General features: G+C 72.0%; 18 protein-coding genes, 2 tRNA genes and 1 pseudogene. 10 read left to right on the plus strand and 11 right to left on the minus strand.

Translation table 11 applies throughout. The annotated features are described in order from the left end of the window. Window positions 1–20: 20 nt before the first annotated feature. Window positions 21–725 carry a maleate cis-trans isomerase family protein gene (locus ACWD4O_RS17250; RefSeq protein WP_451280608.1) on the minus strand — a complete coding sequence of 235 codons (705 nt, stop codon included), beginning with the start codon at window positions 723–725 and terminating at the stop codon, window positions 21–23. 237 nt (window positions 726–962) lie between these two features. Between ACWD4O_RS17250 and ACWD4O_RS17255 the strand changes: the two genes are divergently transcribed. The 7 genes from ACWD4O_RS17255 (at window position 963) to ACWD4O_RS17285 (ending at window position 6108) form a co-directional block, all read left to right on the plus strand. Beyond that, window positions 963–1913 carry a D-2-hydroxyacid dehydrogenase gene (locus tag ACWD4O_RS17255; RefSeq protein ID WP_451280609.1) on the plus strand — a complete coding sequence of 317 codons (951 nt, stop codon included), beginning with the start codon at window positions 963–965 and terminating at the stop codon, window positions 1911–1913. Window positions 1914–2004: 91 nt separating this feature from the next. Further along, the gene (gene ehuB / locus ACWD4O_RS17260) at window positions 2005–2919 is read left to right on the plus strand and encodes an ectoine/hydroxyectoine ABC transporter substrate-binding protein EhuB (protein ID WP_451280611.1); all 915 of its coding nucleotides are present in this window, start codon (window positions 2005–2007) and stop codon (window positions 2917–2919) included. After that, entirely contained in the window at window positions 2916–3560 is a 645-nt protein-coding gene (ehuC, locus tag ACWD4O_RS17265) for an ectoine/hydroxyectoine ABC transporter permease subunit EhuC (RefSeq protein ID WP_451280613.1), read from the plus strand. Before ehuB ends, ehuC begins: the two co-directional genes overlap by 4 nt. Next, the gene (gene ehuD, locus ACWD4O_RS17270; RefSeq protein ID WP_451280615.1) at window positions 3557–4207 is read left to right on the plus strand and encodes an ectoine/hydroxyectoine ABC transporter permease subunit EhuD; all 651 of its coding nucleotides are present in this window, start codon (window positions 3557–3559) and stop codon (window positions 4205–4207) included. Before ehuC ends, ehuD begins: the two co-directional genes overlap by 4 nt. Beyond that, complete coding sequence (gene ehuA / locus ACWD4O_RS17275; protein ID WP_451280617.1) at window positions 4197–4976, plus strand: ectoine/hydroxyectoine ABC transporter ATP-binding protein EhuA; 780 nt, start codon at window positions 4197–4199, stop codon at window positions 4974–4976. The genes ehuD and ehuA overlap by 11 nt, the downstream gene beginning before the upstream one ends. 173 nt (window positions 4977–5149) lie before the next feature. Continuing rightward, the gene (locus ACWD4O_RS17280) at window positions 5150–5908 is read left to right on the plus strand and encodes an IclR family transcriptional regulator (protein WP_451280619.1); all 759 of its coding nucleotides are present in this window, start codon (window positions 5150–5152) and stop codon (window positions 5906–5908) included. A 126-nt stretch (window positions 5909–6034) separates the two neighbouring features. Beyond that, window positions 6035–6108, plus strand: a tRNA-Lys gene (locus tag ACWD4O_RS17285). Here the strand turns inward: ACWD4O_RS17285 and ACWD4O_RS17290 are convergent. From ACWD4O_RS17290 to ACWD4O_RS17310, 5 genes and pseudogenes are all read right to left on the minus strand, one after another. Next, a pseudogene (locus tag ACWD4O_RS17290) lies at window positions 6074–7833 on the minus strand (AMP-binding protein). The gene ACWD4O_RS17285 and the pseudogene ACWD4O_RS17290 sit on opposite strands and share 35 nt — an antisense overlap. A gap of 60 nt (window positions 7834–7893) precedes the next feature. After that, entirely contained in the window at window positions 7894–8310 is a 417-nt protein-coding gene (locus tag ACWD4O_RS17295) for a DUF3592 domain-containing protein (protein WP_451280621.1), read from the minus strand. Between the two features lie 94 nt (window positions 8311–8404). Further along, window positions 8405–9010 carry a lytic polysaccharide monooxygenase auxiliary activity family 9 protein gene (locus ACWD4O_RS17300; protein ID WP_451280623.1) on the minus strand — a complete coding sequence of 202 codons (606 nt, stop codon included), beginning with the start codon at window positions 9008–9010 and terminating at the stop codon, window positions 8405–8407. Between the two features lie 184 nt (window positions 9011–9194). Beyond that, on the minus strand, window positions 9195–10304 hold the full coding sequence (locus ACWD4O_RS17305) for an SPFH domain-containing protein (RefSeq protein WP_451280625.1): 1110 nt from the start codon (window positions 10302–10304) through the stop codon (window positions 9195–9197). 126 nt (window positions 10305–10430) lie between these two features. Next, window positions 10431–11924 carry a peptidoglycan-binding protein gene (locus ACWD4O_RS17310; RefSeq protein ID WP_451280627.1) on the minus strand — a complete coding sequence of 498 codons (1494 nt, stop codon included), beginning with the start codon at window positions 11922–11924 and terminating at the stop codon, window positions 10431–10433. A gap of 206 nt (window positions 11925–12130) precedes the next feature. On the opposite strand from ACWD4O_RS17310, the gene ACWD4O_RS17315 reads away from it, so the two are divergent. Next, window positions 12131–12204 (plus strand) — tRNA-Lys (locus ACWD4O_RS17315). Window positions 12205–12573: 369 nt separating this feature from the next. Here the strand turns inward: ACWD4O_RS17315 and ACWD4O_RS17320 are convergent. The 5 genes from ACWD4O_RS17320 to ACWD4O_RS17340 form a co-directional block, all read right to left on the minus strand. Further along, window positions 12574–13233 carry a class F sortase gene (locus ACWD4O_RS17320; protein ID WP_451280628.1) on the minus strand — a complete coding sequence of 220 codons (660 nt, stop codon included), beginning with the start codon at window positions 13231–13233 and terminating at the stop codon, window positions 12574–12576. Between the two features lie 3 nt (window positions 13234–13236). Beyond that, window positions 13237–13854, minus strand: a complete 618-nt coding sequence (locus ACWD4O_RS17325; RefSeq protein WP_451280630.1) for a hypothetical protein — start codon at window positions 13852–13854, stop codon at window positions 13237–13239. Window positions 13855–14038: 184 nt separating this feature from the next. Then, on the minus strand, window positions 14039–14818 hold the full coding sequence (locus tag ACWD4O_RS17330; RefSeq protein WP_363174178.1) for an HAD-IIA family hydrolase: 780 nt from the start codon (window positions 14816–14818) through the stop codon (window positions 14039–14041). A gap of 193 nt (window positions 14819–15011) precedes the next feature. Further along, window positions 15012–15947 carry an LPXTG cell wall anchor domain-containing protein gene (locus tag ACWD4O_RS17335; RefSeq protein ID WP_451280633.1) on the minus strand — a complete coding sequence of 312 codons (936 nt, stop codon included), beginning with the start codon at window positions 15945–15947 and terminating at the stop codon, window positions 15012–15014. Between the two features lie 202 nt (window positions 15948–16149). Beyond that, the gene (locus tag ACWD4O_RS17340) at window positions 16150–17430 is read right to left on the minus strand and encodes an ROK family transcriptional regulator (RefSeq protein WP_451280634.1); all 1281 of its coding nucleotides are present in this window, start codon (window positions 17428–17430) and stop codon (window positions 16150–16152) included. A gap of 56 nt (window positions 17431–17486) precedes the next feature. Here ACWD4O_RS17340 and ACWD4O_RS17345 point away from each other — a divergent pair, with 56 nt between their 5' ends. Next, window positions 17487–18578 carry a Gfo/Idh/MocA family protein gene (locus ACWD4O_RS17345; RefSeq protein ID WP_451280636.1) on the plus strand — a complete coding sequence of 364 codons (1092 nt, stop codon included), beginning with the start codon at window positions 17487–17489 and terminating at the stop codon, window positions 18576–18578. Further along, window positions 18578–19087: a heme-degrading domain-containing protein gene (locus ACWD4O_RS17350; RefSeq protein WP_358805166.1), complete on the plus strand. Its 510-nt coding sequence runs from the start codon at window positions 18578–18580 to the stop codon at window positions 19085–19087. Before ACWD4O_RS17345 ends, ACWD4O_RS17350 begins: the two co-directional genes overlap by 1 nt. Window positions 19088–19107 lie beyond the last annotated feature (20 nt).

Genomic DNA, 19107 nt, shown 5'->3' on the forward strand with positions numbered 1-19107 from the left:
CGTTTATTCCCGGGAAGGCGTCAGACCTGTACGAGCGGCTCGCGGGTGAACAGCGTGCCCAGCTCAGGCGCGTTCACACGGCGGTCGGTGAGGCGTAGGGCCTCCCAGACCGTGACCTGGCTGGCGGTGAGGATCGGCTTGCCGAGTTGCTTCTCCAGGGCTGGGAGGAACGCGGCCGTGTGGAGGGCCGTGTCGGGGAGGAGGACCGCCTGGGCGTCCGGGGAGTCGGCCGACCGGGCCAGGGCGGAGACCTCTGCCGCGCCCCAGGTGCTCACCTCGGCCGCGGTGGCGATGCCGGCGCTGTGGACGCCGGTCACCTCCAGGCCGCCCGCGGCCAGGAAGTCGGCGAACAGGGCGGCCGTGTCCTGCGGGTAGGTCGCCCCGACCGCGACCCGGACGGACCCGAGTTCGCGGGCCGCGTGCACGAAGGCGAAGGAGGTGGAGGAGGCCGGCATCCCGGCGGTCGTGGCCAGGGCGCGCACCTGCTGCTGGGCCCCTTCCCAGCCGGGCACGAAGCTGCCGCTGGTGCAGGCCCACACGATCGACTCCACGCCCGCGAGCCGCAGCTGCTCGACGCCCTTCGCCAGCCGCTCCGGCGCGCCCTCCACCGAACTCTCGTCCGTGTGGACCAGATCCAGCCGGACGTCGCTGCCCAGGAGCTGTTCGATGCGGGGGTAGTCGTCGTCGGCCGAGTGGCCCGGATAGAGGAAACCGAGTGCGGTCATGTCCAGCTCCAGCCTTCCTGCTGCCGACGGCGCTTGATACCGTCCCACCGCCCGGGTACCCAGTCGGCGCAGCGTCGCCCACATGGTCACCTGGTTGGCCGAGACGGTCGGCAACGAGTCGTGGGCGCGGGCGTGTTGACGACGGCCTGCTCGGGTGCGAACGTGGTCAATCCGTGCACGTCAGGGATCACGTCAGGCACGTGCTCACCAGCGAGCTCACCGGCGAAGGGGCACCGGATGGCCGACGTCCCCACGCTCCTCGTCCTCGACGCCGAACCGCTGCCCCGGCTCGGGCGGCTCACCGGGCAGGTCCGGGTGCTGCACACCGACGAGGCCTCGCTCCCCGCGCGACTCCCCCAGGCGGACGTCCTGCTGGTCTGGGACTTCGCCTCGCAGGCGGTGCGCGCCGCCTGGCCCGGCGAGGGGCCCCGGCCGCGCTGGGTGCACACCGCGAGCACGGGCGTGGACCATCTGATGTCCCCCGAGCTCGCCGCGTCGGACACCGTGGTGACCAACGCGCGCGGGATCTTCGAGGAGCCGATCGCCGAGTACGTCGCCGCGCTGGTCCTGGCGATGGCCAAGGACCTGCCGCGCACCGTGGAGCTTCAGCGGCGGGGCGAGTGGCGGCACCGGGAGAGCCGGCGGGTGGCCGGGACCCGGGCCGTGGTCGTCGGGTCGGGGCCGATCGGGCGGGCGATCACCCGCACGCTGAAGGCGCTCGGCATGACGACCGCGATCGTCGGCCGGGTCCCGCGCACCGGCATCCACGGCCCCGAGGACCTGGACCGGCTCCTCGCCCGCGCCGACTGGGTGATCGCGGCCGCCCCGCTCACCGAGCAGACGGCCGGCATGTTCGACCTGCGCCGGTTCGGCGTGATGCAGCCCTCCGCCCGGTTCGTGAACATCGGCCGCGGGCAGCTGGTCGTCGAGGACGCGCTGGTACAGGCACTGGAGCGGCGCTGGATCGCCGGCGCGGCCCTGGACGTCCTCACCGCCGAGCCCCTCGCTCCCGACAGCCCGTTGTGGCAGGTCCCGGGGCTGCTGATCTCACCGCACATGAGCGGCGACACGGTCGGCCGGCGGGACGAGCTCGGCGCGCAGTTCGTGGATCTGTTCGAGCGGTGGGCGGCGGGCCGGCCGCTGAAGAACGTCGTCGACAAGCAGCGCGGATACGTGCCCGGACACTGACGGTGACGCCGACGGTGACCCTGACGGTCCCCACACTCCCCTCACAGAGCACCACCGCATAAGTCGTGTGGACCCGGGTAGCCGCGCCGCCATGGCTCCACCGACCAGACACGCAAGTCATCGCACACACACGACCAAAACCTCACGCCGATCGCTGCTCGCGGGGGTGGCGGCGCTCGGCGCACTGGGCACGGCAGGCTGCTCCAGGGTGGCGACGGCGTCGTCCGCGCCCGGCGGCGATCTGCTGGAGCGGCTGCGCGCACAGGGCGTCGTGCGGCTCGGGATCGCCGGTGAGATCCCGTTCGGCTACATCGACAAGGACGGGCAGCTCACGGGTGAGGCACCCGAGCTGGCGAAGGTGATATTCCAGCGGCTCGGGGTGGCGAAGGTGCAGCCCGTGCCCACCGAGTTCGGATCGCTCGTCCCGGGGCTCGGCTCCCAGCAGTTCGATGTCGTGGCCGCCGGGATGTACGTCAATCCGGAGCGCTGCGAGCAGGTGATATTCGCCGACCCGGACTATCAGATGCTGGATGCCTTCATCGTCCGCAAGGGGAACCCGAAGGGGTTGCACACCTACCGGGACGTGGTGGAGAAGGGCGCGAAGTTCGCCACCGGGACCGGGTACGCGGAGATCCGGTACGCCGTCGAGGCGGGGTACGCGGAGGGCGACATCCTCATCGTGCAGGACCAGGTCGCCGGGCTGAACGCGGTCGAGGCGGGGCGGGCCGACGTCTTCGCCGGGACCGCGCTCACCACCCGCGAGGTCGTCAGGAAGTCGTCCAAGGCCGAGTCGACCGAGGGCTTCGCCCCGCTCGTCGGCGGCAAGCCGCATGTCGACGGGGGCGCGTTCGCGTTCCGGTCCACCGAGACCGGGCTGCGGGACGCCTTCAACGTCGAGCTGCGGAAGCTGAAGAAGAGCGGGGAACTGCTGCGGATCCTGCGGCCCTTCGGGTTCACCCGGGCCGAGATGACCGACCTGACCGCGAAGGAGCTCTGCGGCCGATGACCTCGGGACTCTGGGAACTCGTCCTCAAGGGGATCTGGACGACCGTCCAGCTGCTGGTGTTCAGCGCCCTGCTGGGGGCGGCCGTCGCCTTCGTCGTCGGGATCGCGCGCCTGCACCGGCGGTGGGTCGTCCGCTTCCTCGCGGGCTTCTACATCGAGGTGTTCCGCGGGACCTCGGCCCTCGTGATGATCTTCTGGGTGTTCTTCGTGCTGCCGCCCGCCTTCGGCTGGCAGCTGGTGCCGATGTGGGCGGGCACGCTCGCGCTGGGGCTGACGTACGGCGCGTACGGCGCGGAGATCGTGCGCGGCGCGCTGGGGGCCGTCGACCCGGCGCAGCGGGAGGGCGGGATCGCGCTCGGGTTCACGCCCGGGCAGCGGATGCGCAGGATCCTGTTGCCGCAGGCGGTGCCGGAGATGATCCCGCCGTTCTCCAACCTCCTCGTGGAACTGCTCAAGGGCACCGCGCTGGTGTCCGTCATGGGCATGGGCGATCTGGCCTTCAGCGGCAATCTGATCCGCCTCGCCCTCCAGGAGAGCGCGGAGATCTACACGTATGTGCTGCTCATCTATTTCGTGATCGCGTTCCTGCTCACGCGGGTGATGCGAGGGCTCGAGAACCGGCTGAAGGCGGGTGTGCGATGAACTGGGACTGGGACGCCGTCCGCGACTTCATGCCGTTGTTCCGGGACGGACTGCTCGTCACCCTCCAGGCGCTGGTCCTCGGCTCGCTGATCTCGTTCACGCTGGGTCTGGTGTGGGCGCTGCTGATGCGGCTGCCCAGCCGGTGGGTGCAGTGGCCGGTCGGGATCGTGACCGAGTTCGTGCGGAACACCCCGCTGCTGGTGCAGTTGTTCTTCCTCTTCTATGTGCTGCCCGAGTGGGGGCTGACGCTGTCGGCGATGACCACCGGGGTCGTCGCGATCGGGCTGCACTACTCGACGTACACGATGCAGGTCTACCGGGCCGGCATCGAGGCGGTGCCGGCCGGCCAGTGGGAGGCGGCGACCGCGCTGAACCTGCCGAGGGCGCGGACCTGGCGTGTGGTGATCCTGCCGCAGGCGGTCCGCCGGGTCGTTCCGGCGCTCGGCAACTACGTCATCTCGATGCTCAAGGACACGCCGCTGCTGATGGCGATCACCGTGCTGGAGATGCTCGGCCGGGCCCGCCTCTTCTCGCAGGAGCACTTCCGGTTCACCGAGCCCCTCACGGTGATCGGCGTGGCCTTCATCGTCATCTCCTCTCTCGCCTCCCTCCTTCTGCGCACCCTGGAGCGACGCCTTGTCCGTTGACACTCTCAAGCAGCCCGCCGACACCCCCGAGACCACCGAGCTGATACGGCTGGAGCAGGTCACCAAGCGGTTCGGCGACAACACCGTCCTCGATCACCTCGACTTCTCCGTGCGGCCCGGCAGGCACGTCACGCTCATCGGGCCCTCCGGCTCCGGCAAGACCACGATCCTGCGGCTGCTGATGACCCTGACCAAGCCCGACGAGGGCACGATCACCGTCGACGGGCAGCAGTTGTTCCCGGCCCCCGAGAAGCGGGTCCGCGAGATCCGCAAGAAGATCGGGATGGTGTTCCAGCAGTTCAACCTGTTCCCGAACATGAGCGTGCTCAGAAACGTCACCGAGGCCCCGATGACCGTGCTCGGCCTGTCCGCGGACGAGGCGGAGGCGCGGGCGCGGGAGCTGCTGGACCTGGTGGGCCTGGCCGACAAGTGCGACGCGAGGCCGTCCCGGCTGTCGGGCGGACAGCAGCAGCGGGTCGCGATCGCGCGGGCGCTGGCGATGCGACCGCAGGTGCTGCTCCTGGACGAGGTCACCTCGGCTCTGGACCCGGAGCTGGTCGCGGGCGTCCTGGACGTCCTGCGGGACATCGCCCGCACCACGGACATCACGATGCTCTGTGTGACCCACGAGATGAACTTCGCCCGGGACATCTCCGACCAGGTCCTGATGTTCGACGCGGGCCGGGTCGTCGAGGCGGGCCCGCCGGAGCAGATCTTCGGCTCGCCGGAGCAGGAACGGACACGGGAATTCCTCAGCGCGGTGTTGTGAGGCCGCGCGTTCGCCGCAAAGCAACCTGCCCGTAGCATATGCCAATGGGTCAGTACCGCAGTTGGGCGAGCCGAAGCTGCAACACATTCTCGCCAACAACCCCTCCCCCCGGCCCCCTTGGCCGTTATCGTGGAAGGTGATTCGCTGCCAGAAAAGCGACCAGGGGGGAAACCGTGGCGCTGAAGCACGAGCCGACCGCGCCGTCCCACTCGACCCAGGAAGCACTGCGCGTCCTGGAGACGGTGGCGCGGCACTCCACCGGCGTCACCGACGCCGAACTCGCCCGCCAGACCGGCCTCGCCGGGGAGCGCCTGACCCCGCTGCTGCGCATGCTGCGCCGCGAAGGCTACGTCGAGCAGATCGCCGACGGGGCGTACGTCACCGGCGACGCCCTGACCCGCCTGGGTTCCGCGCACCAGCGCGAGCAGGCCGTGCACGACAAGCTCCAGCACACGCTCGACCGGCTCCGCGACTCCGTCGGCGCGGCCGTCTACATCAGCCGGTACGTGGACGGCGAGGTCACGATCACCCAGTACGCCGACGGCCCCGCCACGCCGTCCGTCAACGAGTGGGTCGACTTCCGCTACTCCGCCCACGCCACCGCGCTCGGCAAGAGCCTGCTCGGTCAGCTCGACCACAACGGCCGGCGCGACCACCTCTCCCGGCACAAGATGGCCCGGCTCACCTCGCGCACCATCACCAGCGACAAGCTGCTGCTCTCCCGCCTGGAGTCCCAGCCGCCGACGGTCCCGGTGCTCGACCTCCAGGAGTACGCGATCGGCACGGTCTGCGCGGCCGTCCCGATCACCGCCGGCTCCACCGCGGGCTGCCTGGCCCTCTCCCTGCCCGTCGCCCACGCCCACCGACTCCGCCAGGCCGCCGAGACCCTGAACAGGAACGCGGCACCGGTACTGCTGTCGCTGGCGATCTAGGGCCTGCCGTGGGACCTGCCCTATGGCCTGCCCTATGGCCTGCGCGGCCGGCGGTCAGAAGCACCCCTGAGAACCGGGTAGTATTTTCTCCGTCGCCAGCCGCCGCAAGCGGAGGGCGAGAGTCATGCGCCGCTAGCTCAGTTGGTTAGAGCAGCTGACTCTTAATCAGCGGGTCCGGGGTTCGAGTCCCTGGCGGCGCACAGATGAAGGGCCTCTCGTGAAAACGAGGGGCCCTTCGGCTTGCCCCCGGCTTCTCCGACTTGCTCACCGGCCTGCTCGCCGACTCGCTCGCCGACTCGCTCGCGGGCTCGCTCGCCGACCTGCTCCGCCGCCTCCCGCTCCGAGAGCCTGCGGTAGACGGACTCGCCCGGCGGTCGCCACCACACCGGCTCCGCGCACCGCACCCCCTCCCTCCGCAGCCGCGCCCGGTGGATCTTGTTCGTGGCCGTGACGGGCATCCGCTCCACCACCCGCACGAACCGGGGGGCCATCTTCGTCCCCAGGTCGGGCTGGGCCAGCAGGAACTCGGCGAAGCCGAGCGGATCGAAGGTCCCGGCCAGCGTCGCCATCACCTGGTCCCCGGTCACCGGGTCCGGCACCGCGTAGACGGCGACGGCGACCGCCCCCGCGTAGCGGGCGAGGATGTTCTCGATCATCGCCGCGGCCAGGTTCTCGCTGTCGACCCGAAGCCGGTCGTCGGTACGGCCCGCGAAGTAGAGGAAGCCGTCGGGGTCCCGGTAGAAGAGGTCGCCGGTCCAGTACTCGCCGTCGGCCCGGCGTCGCTCCGCCTCCGCCGCCGGGTTGCGCCAGTAGCCCTCGAAGGGGTTCGGCCCCCGGTTGACCAGCTCCCCTATCGCCTCGTCGCCGTTCAGCAGCCGGCCGCTCGCGTCGAGAACGGCCGGCGGACACTCGGCTCCCGTCTCCGGGTCGAGGACGACGAGCCCGGGCCCCGCCCGTCCCACCGCGCCCGTCGGCGTCCCCGGCGACCACTGCACGGCCGCCCCGCCCTCCGACGAGCCGTACCCCTCGACCAGCCGCACCCCGAACCGCCGTTCGAAGGCCGCCGCGTCCACCGCACCCGCCTCGGTGCCGAAGCCGAGCCGCAGCACATGGTCCCGGTCCTCGGGCCCCGGCTCGGTGGCCAGGACGTACTGGATCGCCCGGCCCACGTACGTGAAGTACGTCGCCCGGTAGCGCCGGACGTCCGCCAGGAACCGCGACGCCGAGAAGCGCCGGCGCAGCGCGACCCCGGCCCCGGCCGCCAGCGCGGGTGCCCAGTCGGCGATCACCGCATTGCCGTGGAACATCGGCATGCAGACGTAGTGGACGTCGTCCGGGCGGACGGAGAACTGCCCGGCCAGCGAGCGCCCGGCGGCGGCCAGCCGGCCCTGGGTGCAGATCGCGGCCTTGGGCGCGCCGGTCGAGCCGGAGGTGAAGTAGAGGAGGAGCGGGTCGGCCGGGGCGGCTCGGGAGGGGTCGGGGCGGGCGGCGGCGTACGGGGCGAGGAGGGCGTCGTACTCCGCGGTGCCGGTGATCAGCAGCCGGACCCCGCGCAGGTCGAGGCCCTTGAGGAGGGAGAGGTGGGCGGGCTCGGTGATCAGCAGCCGGCACTCGGTGTGCAGGATGTCCCGGGCCAGTTCGGGGCCCCGCCGGGTGGGGTTGATCCCGGCGACGGCCGCGCCGGCGAGGGCCGCGGCGGACAGCCAGAGCGGGAACTCCGGGGTGTTGTCGAGCAGCGCCCCGAGGTGCGCCGGCCCCTCCCTGGGCAGCAGCTCGGCGAGCAGCGCCGCGCGGGCGGCGGCCCCGGCCGCGATCTCGTGGTGGCTGAGGACCAGGTCCTCGAACCACAGCCCCGGACGGTGGTCGTCCCACCGCGCTGCCAGCAGTTCCGCGACGGACTCCATGGCGGGCACGGTAACTGACATGCCGTCAGATGTGGAGGGGGCCTGTCCCTGTGACCTGTCCCTGTGGCCTGCCCCTGTCCCCTAGGTGACCGCCAGGAGGACGATGACGCCGGTGACCACCGCGAGGGAGGCCAGAGCGATCGCCGTGCCCGCGATGTCCCTGCCGGGCTGCGGCGCGGACGCGGTGGCCCGCTCCGGCTCGCGCGCCGCGTAGTGGACGAGGATCTCGTCGCCGACGGCCCGCTCGCGGGGCCCGCCGCTCTCCTCGAAACGGACGGTGCGACCGTCGCGGGCGGTGAACTCGTACGCGTACCACCGCGTCCGGGTGGCCACGGTGCTGATCATCTCCGTGGTCTCCCAGGCCCGGACCACCCGGCCCGGCGCGGTGAGCCCGCTCCGCCAGGCGGCACGCCGCTGCCGGACGCGGCGCACCAGCGCGACCGCGGCCACGAGATAGAGGGCGATCATGAGCGCGACGAACAGGCCGGTGGCGTCCACTCGGTAGGCACCCCCGCTCCGACGGAGAGATCCGCGTGCGCCGGCACACGGCCGACGGCCCTGGACGGCGCACGCGGAGGCTACCCACGCGGGGTCAGAACGTCACGTCCGAGCAGGCGTAGAACGCGTTGGTCGTGTCGGCGATCGTCCACACCGCGACGATCATGTGACGTCCGCTGAGCCCGGACGGCAGCGTGCCGCTGTGCGAGAGGGTCGAAGGGGGCCGCTGACCGTTGTAGGGCACGGTCAGGAACGGGGTGAGGTTGAGGTCGGAGCGGGCCAGGTTGTGGTTCTGGTTCCAGCCCGACTTGGTGACGTAGTACTTGAAGTCGGTGGTGGCGTGCATCGCGGTGAACTGCCAGCGGAAGGTGTAGCTCTGGCCGCCGGTCACCTTGGTGGTCGGCCACGCCCCGCCCGAGGGGGTCTTCGGGCTGTCGAGCTGGGCGAAGCGTGTGTTGTTGCCGGAACAGATCCGGCCGTCCGCCGCACCGGAGCCCGGGAAGCCCTTCGGGCCCTCGACGCTCTGCGGTTCCCACTGGATGTCGCCGCAGTTGGTGACGGAGCCGTTCTGGCAGAGCTTCTGCCGGCTGATGGGGAGGTCGGTGTAGCCGTGGCCGCTCGCGCCCCCGGCGGTGAGCACGAAGGCTCCCGCCGTGGTGAGCCCGAGCGCGGCCGCGTACCACTTGGTCTTTTTGCGCATGCTGCCGCTCCTGGAGAACGTGGGGAGTTCAGTGAGGAGTTCCTGCGGAGCTCCGCGGGAGTTCGGTGAGGAGCTCCGTAGGCTGTGCGCGCACACGTCTTCAGGTCTAGACCAAGTCTGAGGTTATGGGCGTTTCTTGAACATGTCCATACCAATCACAGGACCCGATTCAAGAGGACCCGATTCAAGGGGTCTGCTCCTGCCGTCCCGAGCAGAAGGCGACCGTCAGGTCCTTCACCAGCGCCTTGCGCTCGTAGTCGTCGAGTTCCACGAGCCCCCGCATGGTCAGCCGCGTCACCGTGTCCTCCACCGAGTCGACGACCGACGTCAGCACGGTCGCCCGCTGCTGGGCGTCGAGCGCCGCGATCCGGCGGCGGTGCATCGCGGCGGCGACCTCGGGGGCGTACTCGACCCGGACCGGCCGCACCGAGAACACCTCCAGGCCGATCGCGCCCGCGTCCCGCGCGACCAGCCGGGTCAGCGCGTCCCCCGCCGCGTCCGCCGAACCCCGCCCCGCCCCCGGCGTCTCCACCGGGATCCGGGCCAGGGCCGCCTCGACGCACTCGCGCAGATACGTCTCGTGGTCCTCGAGACCGAGCGTGGCCCGCGCGGTGTCCCGCACCCGCCACACGACCAGGGCCACCACCCGCAGCGCGACCCCGCTGCCGTCGGCGGCGGGCATCGGCTCGCTGCGCCAGTGCCGCAGCCGCACGTCCACCCGGCGGCGCAGCAGCAACGGGTTCACCCACAGCAGACCGGTGCGCCGCACGGACCCCCGGTAGCGGCCGAACAGACCGAGCACCCAGGCCCGCCCGGTCCGCCCCCGGGCGAGGCCGCCGAAGCCGAACAGCCCCAGCGCGCCCGCACCGGCGTAGGCCGCCCACTGCTCCGGACCGAGCCCGGCCCCCGCGAACTCCGGCAGCCGCAGCGCCTGCACCACCAGCGGCGGCAGCACCCCGGCCCACCACGAGGCGGCCAGGCACCCGGCCGCCCCGCAGGTCCCGGCGAGCACGCCCACCGCGCCGGGCAGCACCCGGGCCGGCCGCTCGACCAGGTCGGGGTCGACCTGCGCCACCGGCCGGGGCTTGGCCTGCATGGGCCGGCGCAGCCGCGGCTGCTCGCCGGTGCCCGTCCGGCTGCCCACCACGGCGGGCCCCAGCGGCACCGGCCGCGGCTCGGGTTCGTCGCGGAAGAGCAGGTGGACGGGGATCTCGGTCGTCGCCTCGTTCTGGATGAGCCGGGTGGGCCTGGTGGGCCCCTCGGGCTCGGGCGTCTGTGAAGTGGTCGTGTTCATTGCGTGCCTCCAGCCTCCGCGCCAGATACGCCATGAGTGTGAGTGGAACTACAGGGGCGAGTGATTCAGCGAGTGGTTCAGCAGGTGGTTCGACGAGTGGTTCGACGTGTGGTTCGACGTGTGGTTCTACGAGAAGAGCCGACGCCAGGTCTCCGGGCCCGGGTAGCCGTCCGCCGCGCCGCCGCGCCAGCCCTGGGCGCGTTGGAAGGCCTCGACTCCGCGTCGGTCCGGCTCGCCCCAGCGCGGTCCCGGACCCGTCGTGTAGTACTTGCCGAACCCTTTCTTCACCAGCTGTCGCCCCAACTGCGCGACATAGGGGCTCTGCGCGCCGGGCCGGAACACACCCCGGCCCGGGTACGGGGGAACGCGCGACGCCGAGGGAGGGGCGGGCGCGGAAGAGGCGGGCGGGGCAGAAGCGGGCGGGGTAGAGGCGGGCGGTCCGGCCACACCGGTCGCCGCGATGTTCCTGCCCTGGCCGGTGACCAGCAGCGACCAGGTCCGCGGGCCGGGCAGGCCGTCCGCGTCGGGGCCGCTCCAGCCCTGGGCGCGTTGGAAGGCCTGGGTGGCCCGGCCGTCGGCGTTCGACCAGCGGGGTCCGGGTCCCGCGGGGTAGAAGCGCCCGCCGCCGCGCTCGATGAGGAACTTGCCCAGCAGGGTGACGTACGGGTTGTTCGCGCCGGGCCCGAAAGCGCGCCGCCCCGGGAACTGCGTCGTCGTCATGGCGACCCCGGAGCCGGGCCGGTACCCGCCACCGCCACCGCTCCCGCTCCCGTTCACGCTCTCGCTCCCGTTCACGCTCAGACTGCTGTTGCTATTGCTGCCAACGCTGCTGTTGCCATTGCCGCTGTTGGCCACCTGCTGCGCGGTGCCCGGCGCGGGCGTCGTCAGGCCCTTGTAGCGGTAGGGGATGTAGCGGTCGGAATTGCTCCAGTACGCGTATGGCGTGGCCTGGCGGCGGGTGGTCGGACGGGTCTGCTCATAGACGATGTAGTAGCTGTGCGTGTAGTCCGTCCAGCCGCCGAAAATGACGACGTGCGAGCCTTTCTCGGGGTCGGACGGATTGTGGAACAGCAGAATGTCGCCGGGCTGGAGTTCCTTCCTGGAAATCCGCGTCCCGTACTGGTGGAGACTGCCCGTCCACTCGTTCCCCGACAGGTTCCAGGCCATGGAGACGAAGCCCGAGCAGTCCTGCCGGTAACCGTCGTACCAGTAGGTGCTCATGCTGTACGGCACCTGCGCCAAAACCCAGTCCTTGGCCCTTCTGATGATGTCCGACCGGGTCGTCGGGGGCGTTCGGACCGGTCCCGCGAGCCCGCCGGGCCGGGCCGGCTGCCCGGCCGGGCCGTGCAGCGGCGCCTTGCGGCCCTGGGGGGTGTCGGGCTCGTCACCTGCGGGAATGCCGGGCCGGTCGGGGGTCTGCGGGGCGGCGAGAGCGGGCCCCGCGTGGACGGCGGTGAAGGCCGCGGCCGTCGCGGTGGCGACGACCAGAGCGCGGTGGGCGACCGGGCGGCCGCCGAACGGGGCGGGCGGTGAATTCGGGTTCGTCCGACGTCGCGATACGCATCCGGGGCAGTCGCAGTCGCTCTCGGGATCGAATTCCTCGAATACCGGAGTCTCCATGCGATTCCCCTCACACTCCAGATGGAAATGTCCGCGCCTGTGCACGTTCGCCAGTTTCTCAACTGTCTTCCCGACGCGCATGCTGACGGTCCGAATGATGTACGCGGCACCCGCCCGGCCCAGTGGCCCGGCGGGAGGGGCCAGGGACTCGGGGCGGGATGGTCCTGGGCACCGTCGGGGGTCCTGTAGAGTTGTCGCGTCAGCAGGCGCCGCTAGCTCAGTTGGTTAGAGCAGCTGACTCTTAATCAGCGGGTCCGGGGTTCGAGTCCCTGGCGGCGCACCGACACCGAAGGCCCCTCGCGAAAGCGAGGGGCCTTCGGCATTGCCGGCTTTCTTTCCGCTCCCGTGGCTCGGGCGGCTCCCGTGGCTCGGGCGGCTCGCGTGGCTCGGGCGGCTCCCGGGGCTCGGGCGGCTTCCGTGGGCCCTTCGCCATCTAGGCCCCGGCGTACATCCGTTCTACAGTCGACTGGACGGCCCCGACCTCTGGTGGGCCCTTCACCTACCGTGACTTCGCAGCCTCCCGCGCCGGACGCCCGGGTTACTCCCGCAGCCCGGGCGCGCGCGGTCGAGGACCGGTCCGGTCGGCGGTTTCGGGGGAGCGGGCCGCCGACCGGGCCTGGTGGCCGCGGAGTCGGTGCCCGGACAGGCCCTAGACAGCCGTGCCGGTCAGGTACGCGGAGACGATCACGTTGGCCGTGTAGCTGTGGCTGACCCGGTCGAAGGCACCGCCGCAGGTGATGAGGCGCAGTTCGGCGCGGCCCGACTGACGGGGTCCGTAGGCCTGCCGGGCGTCGAAACGGTCGCGCTGGACGACCGTGACGTCGTCCACGGTGAATTCGGCGACCTTGCCGTCGTCGCGGACCACCCGTACCGTCTCGCCGGCCTTGAGCGTGCTGAGCTTGTAGAAGACGGCGGGCCTGGTCTCGGTGTCGACGTGCCCGACCAGCAGGGCGGTGCCCTTGGCGCCGGGTTGCGCGCCGTCGGCGTACCAGCCGACCACGCCCGCCTGGTCGAAGGGCGGTGGGTCGACGGCCCCCTCGGCGTCCAGACCGCGGGCGACGACCGGAGCCTGCACGCCCAGTTCGGGTATGTCTATGCGTTGCGGCAGCGCCTGTCCCAATGGGTGGGCGGCGGGCGGGAGTTCGACGTCCGGCGGACGGCCCACCGCTGCGATGTCGCCGGTGGCCGGGGCGGATATGCCGTGCCGTACGTCGGTCGCCTCGCGCCCCCACAGCCACAGCCCGAGCAGCAGCATCGCCCAGGCCAGGCCCGTGAGGAAGCGACCGGAGGAACGTTCGCGGTCGGACATGGCTCAGTCCGCCCTGTGTCTCCGGCGCAAGCCGCGGAACACGACGGCGGTCGCGGCGACGCCCACGAGCACCAGACCGATGACCGCCTGCACGGTTCCGGGCCCGCGGCTGTCCACCCGCACCCGGGCGTCCTCGGCGGCGGCGAGCGGGGCGGTGCCGCCGCCTCCGGCGTGGACCGGGGCGACGGGGGTGGCGGTGACGGGGGAAGTGCCGGGCGGGGTCAGCCCGTCCGGCTCCGACAGTCCGGGAGACGTCAGTCCGGGAGACGTCGGCTCGACGATCTTGATCCGGCCCTTCACCTTGAAGTCGACGCAGGTGATCTGCACGTCGTAGGTGCCTGCCGTGATCGAGGAGCGGACCTGGGTGTCGCCGGAGAGCGTGCCGCCCGAGCCGACGAGCCGCACGTCCGTGACGAAGACGGCGGAGACCGCGGTGGCCGTCCTGCCGACGCAGCCGCTGACCTTCAGCGTGACCTGGGCGCCGGGTTCGGGCGTGGACGGTGTGACCGAGACGCTGCCGCCGCCGTCCGCGCCGCCTTCGCCCGAGGCGTAGGCCGTGGGGATGAGCACCGCGGCGGCGACCGCGACACCCGCACAGAGAGTGACTTTCAGTGAACTCATCGTGAACCTCCAGCTATCTGGAGACTCCCCCGCCCCGACCCGATGCGCACCCTCAGGCGGGGTCTCGCTACTCCGTACGGGTCCGATTCGCTCCGTCACGGGTTTCGGAACCGTCCATGACGGGTGTCGGATCCGTCCGGGTTTTTGGTTCCGTCCGGGTTTTTGGTTCCGTCCGTGCCGGGTTTCAGATCCGGTCGACGAGGTCCGCGATCGAGTCCACGATCTTCGACGGACGGTACGGGAAGTTCTCGACCTGCTCGGGCCGGGTCAGACCGGTCAGCACCAGGTAGGTCTGCATCCCGGCCTCGATGCCCGCCAGCACGTCGGTGTCCATGCGGTCGCCGATCATCGCGCTGGTCTCCGAGTGGGCGCCGATGGCGTTCAGCCCGGTGCGCATCATCAGCGGGTTGGGCTTGCCCGCGAAATACGGGTTCTTGCCCGTCGCCTTGGTGATCAGCGCGGCGACGGCTCCGGTGGCCGGCAGCGGGCCCTCGGTGGAGGGGCCGGTCTCGTCCGGGTTGGTGCAGATGAAACGGGCGCCGTCGTTGATGAGCCGGACGGCCTTGGTCATCGCCTCGAACGAGTAGGTGCGGGTCTCGCCGAGCACGACGTAGTCCGGCTCGTGGTCGGTGAGGATGTAGCCGATGTCGTGCAGCGCGGTGGTCAGGCCCGCCTCGCCGATGACGTACGCCGTACCGCCCGGCCGCTGGTCGTCCAGGAACTTGGCGGTGGCCAGCGCGGAGGTCCAGATGTTCTCGACCGGCACGTCCAGGCCCATGCGCTGGAGGCGGGCCTGCAGGTCGCGCGGGGTGTAGATCGAGTTGTTGGTCAGGACCAGGAACGGCTTGCCGGACTCACGCAGCTTCTTCAGGAAGGCGTCGGCGCCGGGGATCGGCACACCCTCGTGGATGAGCACACCGTCCATGTCGGTGAGCCACGACTCGATGGGCTTGCGGTCTGCCATGTGCGGGATCTCCCTGCCGTACGCGAGTACGCGGTCGTTGCGTGTGTACGCGGTCGTTCGCGTGTACGCGGTCGCTGCGTGCGCCCCACCCTAATCACAGGCCGGATCTTGTGGGAATGGCCGCTTTCGGACCGTCCACGGGCTGGGACGCGGGCAGGGCTCGGGCAGGGCGCGGGCAGGGCTCGGCCCCGGTTCAGCGGCGTCGGCGGGCCAGGAGGAGAGCCGCGCCCGCACCGAGGAGACAGACGGTGCCGGCGATGAGGGCGGCGGGTGAGGAGAGGCCCGTCATGGCGAGCTCCTCGGCCTCCTCGGCGAGGGAGAGCCGGCCGGTCTCCGTGGCGGAGGGCCCGGGGGTGGGGGTGCGGGTGGAGGGAGCGGTGGGGGTCCCGGCTGCGGCGGGGGCGGAGTCCGAGGCGGCCGGGTCGGGGACGGCCGGGGCGGGATCGGGCTCGGGCTCGGGGTCGGAGTCCGAGCCGGAGTCGGAGTCGGAGTCGGAGTGGCGGTCGGCCTCGACGGCGAAGCGGTAGTCGTTCGACTGCCCGATCCAGTCGCCGTCGTCACCGTGCCGCTGGACGACGGCCGCGTTGGCGGTGACGGCGTTGGGCGCGGTGTCCGAGGTGAGGGCCAGGCGCAGCTTGACGGTGAGGGTCCGACCGGGGCCGACGGTGAAGCCGGGGAAGGGGGGAAGGTCGTCCGGGTCGGCGTCGGGTTCGGCGTCGGGTTCGGCCTCGGGGTGGTCGGAAGCGTGGTCGTCCACGTCGTCGTCGGTGAAGGCTCCGACCAGCTCGTCGTCGTCCGTGGGCTCGAAGCGGACCGGGTGCGGTAGTCCGCCGGCGTAGAACTCCAGGCGGGGCTGGGTCGGCTTCAGGGCGCGTTCGGCGTCGACGAGGACGACGACCGGGTGGATCTCGGTGCAGGTACGGCGGGTGGTGTTGGTGAGATCGAGGTACCAGACGCCGAATCCGCCTCCGGCCCGGTAGGAGTCCGGGCCGCCGTGGAGGCGGGTGGTGAGGGGGAAGCCACCGGCTTCGGGGCCCGAGCAGCTCGGGCCGGCTTCCGCGTGCGCGGGCGCGGGAAGGAGGGCGGCGGCCGCGGCAAGACAGAGGGAGACAGGCGGGCACAGTCGCATGAACACGTGAGCCTGCCGGAGGAATAGGCACAAACAGCGACGGCACACCGCACGACCGTACGAATCCCCTCGTTCAGGCGTACCCCCTCCGGGAGGCGAGGCGGGGTCGGGACGTGCGGTCGGCGTGGGGGTGGAGGTGGAGGTGCGGTCGATGTGGGGTGGGGTGGGGGTGGGGTGATGGTGGGGCGGGGGTGGCCGGGGGTCAGCCGTCGGGTCTTCCGAATACCGGGGCCAGGAGGAGTTGGGCCGCTCCCTCCGCCACGCCGCGCGCTCCGCCGGGGGCGAGGCGTACCGGTACGGCGGCCTGCGACGACCCCTCGCGGCGGGCGCGCGCGTCGAGGACGGTGGCGACTCCGCGGACGAACCGCTCCGGCGCCGCCGCGATCGTGCGGCCGCCCAGCAGTACCGCGTCGATGTCGAGCAGGCCGGCCAGGTTCGCGGCGCCCTCACCGAGCACGCGTGCCGCCTCGGCCACGTCACCCCGGGCGATGGCCGCGAGGCACAGCGCCTCGATGCAGCCGCGGTTGCCGCAGGGGCAGGGCGGCCCGTCCAGCTGGATGACCTGGTGTCCGAACTCCCCCGCGCCGGTGCGCGCGCCCCGGTGCACGGTCCCGCCGATGACCAGGCCGGCGCCGAGGCCCGTCCCGAGGTGGAGGCAGGCGAAGGAGCCCTGCGCGCGGCCGCCGCGTTCACCGCCGCCCTCCTCACCACCGGCACCCTCACCACCGGCACCCTCACCTCCGCCATGCCCGGCGAGGCCTTGCTCGCCGCCGCCGCGCTCACCGCCGACAGCGAGGCGGAGCGCGGCCGCGTTGGTGTCCTTGTCGACGACCACCGGCATGCCGAGGCGCGCCGCCAGCACGTCCCGCAACGGGAACCCGTCCCACTCGGGGAAGCCGGTGACGCGGTGCAGCACCCCGCGGGCATGGTCGAGCGGGCCGGGCAGGGCCACGCCGACGCCGAGCAGGGACGACGCGACGGCCCCGGCGACACCGGTCGACCGGATCGAGGCGTCCTCGACGGCCTCCCCCACCTCCCGCACCACCGCTCCCAGCACGGCCTCCGCCCCCGCGCCCAGGAACAGCGGGACGCACCGCTCCCCGACCACCCGCCCGTCGAGGTCGGCCAGGACCACCCGCAGCTCGTCCCGGTCGAGGTGGACGCCGACCGCGTGGCCGGCCTCGGGGACCAGTCGCAGCACCGTGCGCGGCTTGCCGCCGGTCGAGGCGCGGCGGCCCGCCTCCGTGGCCAGCCCCTCGTCCCGCAGCCGGGCGGTGATCTTGCTGACGGCCTGCGGGGTCAGCCGGGTGCGCTCGGCGAGTTCGAGGCGGCTGATGCCGTCCGGCCCGGCCGACCGCAGCAGATCCAGCACCAGCGCGGTGTTGTGGCTGCGCAGGGCCAGCAGGTTCACACCGGTCGTGCGGTCCGGGCGGTGCGCGCCCTCCGTGCCGTCCGGGCGGGCGCCTCCGTTCGTCAGGTTCACGCCCCCATTCTCTCTCCTGCTTGCACTTTGGCAACAGCGTTGCGAAAGTGGAGTTCATGAGTGCTACTCCCCTCCGCGTGGGCCTGATCGGCTACGGCCTCGCGGGCTCCGTCTTCCACGCCCCGCTGATCGCCGCGACCGAGGGCCTCACCCTCGACACGGTGGTCACCTCGAACCCCGAGCGGCAGGAGCAGGCCCGCGCCGAGTTCCCGGACGTCCGCGTCGCCGCCACGCCCGACGAACTGCTCGCCCGGGCCGACGAGCTGGAACTGGTCGTCATCGCGTCCCCGAACAAGACGCACGTCCCGCTCGCGACCGCCGCCCTGAAGGCGGGCCTGCCGGTCGTCGTCGACAAGCCGGTGGCCGGGACCGCGGCCGAGGCCCGGGAGCTGGCCGCCCTCGCCGAGGAGCGCGGGCTGCTGCTCTCCGTCTTCCAGAACCGCCGCTGGGACAACGACTTCCTCACCCTGCGCCGACTGCTGGACGAGGGCGAGCTGGGCGACGTGTGGCGCTTCGAGTCCCGGTTCGAGCGGTGGCGGCCGCTGCCGAAGGGCGGCTGGCGGGAATCCGGCGATCCCGCAGAGATCGGAGGTCTCCTCTACGACCTCGGCAGTCATGTCGTCGACCAGGCGCTGGTCCTCTTCGGCCCGGCGGTCTCCGTCTACGCCGAGGCGGACATCCGCCGGCCCGGCGCGGAGACCGACGACGACACCTTCATCGCCATCACGCACGCGAACGGCGTCCGCTCCCACCTCTACGTCTCCGCGACGACCGCCCAACTCGGCCCGCGTTTCCGGGTGCTGGGCTCGAAGGCGGGATATGTGAAGTACGGCCTGGACCCGCAGGAGGCGGCGCTGCGAGAGGGCGAGCGCCCTGCCGGCCCGGCCGATTCCGCCGACTCCGTCGCCTGGGGCACGGAGCCGGAGGAGCTGTGGGGCCGCCTCGGCTCCGGCGAGTCCCCGCTGACCGGCGGCGGAGAACCCGTACGGACCCTCCCCGGCGACTACCCGGCCTACTACGCTGCGGTGGCCAAGGCACTGATCGACGGCGGCCCGGGCCCGGTGACCGCCGGCGAGGCGGCCGCCGCCCTCGACGTACTGGAGGCGGCCCGCCGTTCGGCACGAGACAAAATGGCGGTGACGCTGTAATGGGCACCCACGAGATCACCCCGAAGTTCACCCCGGAGATCACCCCGACCCTGGAGGAGCTCCAGGGTCAGGAACGGCGACTGGTCTTCCGCCAGTTCACCCACGACGACGCGTGGGCGCTCGGCTCACTGCTGGTGGAGCTGGCCCGCGAGCGCCAGGCGCCGGTCGCCGTCGACATCCACCGCTCCGGTCAACAGCTCTTCCACGCGGCCCTGCCCGGCTCGGCCCCGGACAACGACGCGTGGATCGCCCGCAAGCGCCGGGTGGTGGAGCGCTTCGGCGCCTCCTCCTACCTGGTGGGCGCCCGCTGCCGCGCCAAGGGCACGACGTTCGAGGACTCCTCCCGCCTGGACCCCGACACGTACGCGGCCCACGGCGGCTCCTTCCCCATCAACGTGGAGGGCGTGGGCATCGTGGGCGCGGTGACGGTCTCGGGCCTGCCCCAACTGGAGGACCACCGCTTCGTGGTCGAGGTACTGGAACAGTTCCTGGAGAAGTACCTGGGCTGACGCGCCCCTTCAGGGGCGCG

It is taken from the genome of Streptomyces sp. NPDC002623 (assembly GCF_053592635.1).